The organism is Collinsella aerofaciens (assembly GCF_040920445.1).
Taxonomy (GTDB): domain Bacteria; phylum Actinomycetota; class Coriobacteriia; order Coriobacteriales; family Coriobacteriaceae; genus Collinsella; species Collinsella aerofaciens_BH.
The window spans coordinates 1-4,911 of record NZ_JBCOTQ010000007.1 but is presented as its reverse complement, the minus strand read 5'-3'; the positions used below and the strand labels follow the sequence as shown (position 1 = coordinate 4,911).

Annotated in this window: 6 protein-coding genes; 3 read left to right on the top strand and 3 right to left on the bottom strand. The window is 48.0% G+C overall.

What is annotated here, in order from left to right; genetic code table 11:
• The 3 genes from AB5405_RS01845 to AB5405_RS01835 form a co-directional block, all read left to right on the top strand.
• Positions 1-201, top strand: a 201-nt coding sequence (locus AB5405_RS01845; RefSeq protein WP_368137394.1) for a hypothetical protein, incomplete at its 5' end; no start/stop codon positions are given.
• Positions 202-896: 695 nt separating this feature from the next.
• A complete protein-coding gene (locus tag AB5405_RS01840; RefSeq protein WP_368137392.1) occupies positions 897-1,613 on the top strand; it encodes an ABC transporter transmembrane domain-containing protein in 717 nt (238 codons plus the stop codon).
• Between the two features lie 80 nt (positions 1,614-1,693).
• Positions 1,694-2,524, top strand: a complete 831-nt coding sequence (locus AB5405_RS01835; protein WP_368137391.1) for an ATP-binding cassette domain-containing protein — start codon at positions 1,694-1,696, stop codon at positions 2,522-2,524.
• An 886-nt stretch (positions 2,525-3,410) separates the two neighbouring features.
• Here the strand turns inward: AB5405_RS01835 and AB5405_RS01830 are convergent.
• The 3 genes from AB5405_RS01830 to AB5405_RS01820 all read right to left on the bottom strand — a co-directional run bounded on the left by AB5405_RS01830 (position 3,411) and on the right by AB5405_RS01820 (position 4,803).
• Positions 3,411-3,590 carry a hypothetical protein gene (locus AB5405_RS01830; protein WP_147324165.1) on the bottom strand — a complete coding sequence of 60 codons (180 nt, stop codon included), beginning with the start codon at positions 3,588-3,590 and terminating at the stop codon, positions 3,411-3,413.
• Positions 3,591-3,620: 30 nt separating this feature from the next.
• Complete coding sequence (locus AB5405_RS01825) at positions 3,621-3,824, bottom strand: hypothetical protein (protein WP_124785779.1); 204 nt, start codon at positions 3,822-3,824, stop codon at positions 3,621-3,623.
• A 169-nt stretch (positions 3,825-3,993) separates the two neighbouring features.
• Complete coding sequence (locus tag AB5405_RS01820) at positions 3,994-4,803, bottom strand: radical SAM protein (protein WP_368137389.1); 810 nt, start codon at positions 4,801-4,803, stop codon at positions 3,994-3,996.
• Positions 4,804-4,911: the final 108 nt, after the last annotated feature.

Below are 4,911 nucleotides of genomic sequence, written 5' to 3'. Positions count from 1 at the left end.
GATGTAACATCTGTAGAAATCAACCCTTTTGTTGTCGACCTTTGTAAGAAAAACACTGCCATCAACTCTTTGGATGACGAAACTAGGGTGCTTGAGGGGAGCCTTTACTCCCCTCTGAGAGATGACTCATGTTTTTCGCTTGTCGTTGTGAATCCTCCGTTACTGCCGATTCCGGATGAGATTCCTTATCCCTTCGTTTGAGATGGAGGACAATCGGGTCTGGATAAAACACTTCGTATTCTTAAGGGTGGCGATACGCATTTAGAGAAAAACGGTAAATACTGCTAATAGGGGTGACGACGATGGTGCAGGGGCGACCCGCGATGCTCTCATCAATACGTCGGATACTTGGGAAATCAGGTCTAGATGCATGTATGATGATGCTGTGTGGCTATTCAATTAATCCGCGTTCCGAATGGGTGCGGGGTATGGCGGCGACATCGTATGCTTTTGACCCGGCGCGATACTCAGATATTTCTGAGGCGGTTGACGAAGTTTATACGCACTATGCCGCGCAAGGCGTTTCGGAAGTTTGCACATCTACGTTACGGGCTTAGGTTTCTTCAAGCGAGCAGGCCGGTTGCGTTATTTCGAGCGATTTTTCTAGTCTAGACGACAAAAGGCAAAGGATTTGATGGGTATAAAACGCGGACGTTTGTGGGCGGATGCTCAAATCTATTGTGGCAATCGGGCGGTTGAAAAAGATATTTCAACCGCCCGATTGCCAGGTTCGTCGGAGGAGATGTCCGATTCCGACTCTCTTGTAGGAAGAGCTTGAGATCGTATTGGCCCAAGGCAATCTTAAAGCAGTCTCATTGGCAAATCTTCGCTCCTGTTGTGTTGAGGTGTAAGGTATCAGTGATTGATGTTTTGTGGCGGGTAGATTGGGGCCTTCCTTGATTCGATGCGTTCTCTCGAGGTTCATCAGAGCAAAAGGGGCTTTCGTCTTCATTGCTATCACGGTGATTGGAACCGCTCTCTCCTATGCCATGCCATACGTGAACGGGAAATTCTTAGATTTTCTTCTCGGTAACCGCAGCGAAAGAGACGCCGTACTCTTCGCGCTCCTGGTTGCGTCAATAGGAGTTTTCTCCACCCTCTTTACTTATTTTGCAGGAACACTTTCCATTCGCATAACCACGAGACTTTCCTTTGATCTTCTCAGGGAGGCCGTCTTGCGTTTTGAAAGAGACGATTACTTGGTGAGTCGGACCATCGATCCAGCCTATACAACGCAACGGATTATTTCCGACTCCAGCGTGGTCTCATCCTTCGTTTTGGCGAATTTTATCAGTGCGCCGCTGTCCATTGTAGCCATTCCCATCGTATTGCTTATCATATGGTCAATTGATTCAACTCTCGCGGTGTTTTCCATCATTCTCCTCATCGTGTATTTCTGTGTAATTACTGGGTTGAGGAAACTTTTGTATAGGGTCACGTATGAGAAGAAAGAGGCGGACAGCGCCTTTTACGCCGCAATTGCATCGCAGCTTAATCAGATTCTCAACATTCAACTGACATCTTCGTACGGCAAGAGCGAACAAGCGCTCGACGCTGGGTTTAAGAGCTATTTTCCAAAGTTTTGCGCTCCGGAAAGCTATCATATTCTCTGACATCGCTCGATGGTCTTTTCGCAGCGTTGTTTCAAGCGGTGATACTTGTTGTTTCCGGAGTACGAATCATTAACGGAACTATGTCAATAGGCGAGTACACTATCATCGGTACATACTTCGCGGTTCTCTTTAAGACTTTGAAAAGTATGATGTCATTGTTCAAATCCTATCAAGATGCCAAAGCATCATGGGATAGGACGGCTATCGCGACGAGAGAAAAGGAGAGATCGGGGTGGAATCGGACCGATTTAGCTAAACTCGATGAAATAAATGACATTTCGGTATCTGATTTGGAATTCTCGGTTGCCCTTCCAGACGGATCTGTCCGAGAGGTCCTCGGCGGGTTTTCTTTCAAGTTTTCCGGTCCTGGTACATATTGCATAGTTGGGGAAAACGGAAGAGGCAAGACGTCACTTCTTTACTTGATGCTCGGGCTATACTCATCGAAAGGCAAAGTAAAATACAACGGCGTGCCAATCGAAGAATGCGACTTGGATTACATACGTGCGAGAGAGATATCGTGCTGCCCACAGTCGTGCTTCGCGCCGGACGAAACGGTGAAAGAGCTGTTAGAGTATTTCGACACGCCCTTTTCTTCCTATCACCGGGGTGTAGATGGCCTACTTTCGCTGGAAAACAGCGTGAAGGAGTTGCTCGGGAAACGTTGCTCCGCGCTTTCGGGCGGTGAGCTGCGCCGAGTGTACTTATGGTCGGCGATTTCACGCAAGTCGTCAGTTTTGGTACTCGACGAGCCCACGACTGGGTTAGACGCTGTAAGCCGCGCCGAGCTTGCGGCCTATGTTAAGCGCAACAAGCAAAGCCAGCTGATCATCGTTGTCTCTCACGATGACGAGATGGTCGGCGCGGTAGAAGGGGTAGTGGATTTAGGCAGCATGTACCAGGGTAAATGATGACAAGTGTAGTGCTACCCAACTGGCAGAGATAACAAAAAGGCGATGCAGATGCACGTAGCATTCAGGCGGTTCGGACTCGGTGCCTTCACGCCATCGCAACGCTTTCAGATATAGTTCTCGTTCTCTTACTAAAGGAAACTTTAGTCTACGTCATCTTGTCGAGACAGAGGTGAAGCGAAGTGTTGTCGCGACGTATCTTATTCCAGGTGGCTCAGTATCAGCGTGAGAATCGCACCAAAGTGTACTTACGATTCTCGTGTCCCACGGACAACATGAGCTGAGCATTGAGGTTCCACCCTTTGCTGCAACTACACGGGGTTGGACGGCAATGAATATGCCGGGCCGCATACCACGCGCAGCGGGGGTCCATGTCCCAGTATGTTGCCTACAGCAGCCTCGATGTCCACGCACACATCATCTCTGCCTTCGCGTTCAATCCATTTGCCGGAGAGTGCGAGGGTTGCCAGGCCGTAGAATTCGAGCCGAACAAATGAAATGCGGTATCAGCGCATAGGATTAAACTGACGATTGCTTTGCACTGAGAATACGCTCGGAAAGCCGCTATGGGTGGCGGCCCGGGTTAAATAGAGAAGCCCGTCCGATCACTTTCATGTGGCGAACGGTCGGGCTTCTTATTCCACTTGCTAATGCTCGGCTCATATTGGAAGAAAGCTACGCTAATGTTTGCGTGACACTCCTATTTTCTCCGAAGAAAGAGTCGGATAATGAAGAATAGAATTAAAAAAGGTGCCAGATATAACGCAAATATAAAGGCTAATCCAACGAGACCTTGCAATAATGGCATAACTCCTCCCAGACACGAGATTTTGGTATTTGTTCCCATCTTATTCTGAATTGGACCAAATAGTTCCTAGCCACAAAACTACTCGTCAACTGGATCGCACCAATCTGCTGGCAAAACACAGCTTGATTCTTTATCGACATAGCACCAATCCGCAACAGGGCACTCGGCGATGTCGTAAAAATTGCATATATCAACTCCAAGACAACAAGGCTCAACGGGAGGATGTTCATTTGAACCAACAGGATGGATATGCTTCATAACAGCTCCTCACCTTAATCCAATTAGAGACTACGTTTGATCAATGCCACAGTGATCTACAACGCAGATGCTGCCGCCATCCATGTCATAGTCGCAGTAATCGTATGCACCACAGCCATCTGCTTTATCATAAACAGTACAGATGTCAGTAATGCCCAAGAGGCAGTCAAAAGACATCGGCTTCACGCCTGCCTCGTCGCCACTTCCTGGATTAATCGGATGAATATGCTTCACGACTACCTCCCTTTGAGTGCAGAAAAACCTCAATATTGTGTATAACAAACCAAGATGTCTAGTTCACCATATTTCTAGAATGGTTTCGGCGAACGTAGCAATAAGCTTCGCAGACGGTAATCAGAAGAACGAACACCTCCACAATGGTGACAGCAATGCGCTGAACCGCTTATTCCGATACAGTAGCTTCTCGTTGATTTTTCTCCTGCGAAGATGAGTGGCGGGAAATAAGGTCAAAAGCCATCTCGTAGCACATTTTTCTATATTCACATGATGCAGGGTGTAGACTCTTGGGCAAGTAGCCGTGCTCGTCTGCAGCCTCCCAGCTACAGCCCCCACCACAGAAAGACCGAGCCCAACAGTCCGTACAGTCAATTCTTTTTTCGACACCCTGACTCCAGTTTTCAATATACCTAGTTTCGTCAATTCCGGTGACGATGTTGCCCATTTTGAATCGCATCATCCCGACAAACCTGTGACAGGGGTATACGTCCCCTTCGGGAGTCACGGAAATAAAACGCCTGCCAGCCCCGCATCCGACAAAGGCGATCCTGTTGCTCATAATCAAATCAACTGCAGTTTTCAATGTTCTAAACAAGGGCTTTTCCCCTTGATCAATCTGTTTGAGATATTGATCCGCCAAATCTATGAGGCCCGCCCTGATTTTGTTTAATGAGTGTTCGTCGAGTTTGATATTCTCATCGAATGAGCTCACGGGCGAGAAGTAAATCCTTCTGAAGCCCATCTCTTTAAACTGAAGATAGTCTTCAACAAGGTTACAGTTATTATTTGTTAAGGTCGCTCTTGCGCCGAAGGGGAACGACTCGGAAAAACGACGAACGTTTTTGTCGATATCGGAGAAAGAGCCGCCTCCCGTCTTGTACGGGCGCGATGCATCGTGCTTGCATCCTGTACCATCGAGACTAATCAGAACAGAAAACCCGTGCTCCTTGAAAGAATTCACAGCAGTGTCATTCAAAAGCGTTCCGTTGGTCGTAATAGAATAGGTAAGGCTCTGTTAGACCAGGATTGACATGCCGACCTGCCGGCTAACTCGCCGTCTCCCCGTCGGGCGCCGGCGTCTTGA

What these genes read in the sequence shown, in the direction of transcription:
- AB5405_RS01835 (WP_368137391.1), top strand. Translation starts at nt 1,694, where the DNA reads ATGTCAATAGGCGAGTACACTATCATCGGTACATACTTCGCGGTTCTC.
- AB5405_RS01830 (WP_147324165.1), bottom strand. Translation starts at nt 3,590, where the DNA reads ATGAAGCATATCCATCCTGTTGGTTCAAATGAACATCCTCCCGTTGAG.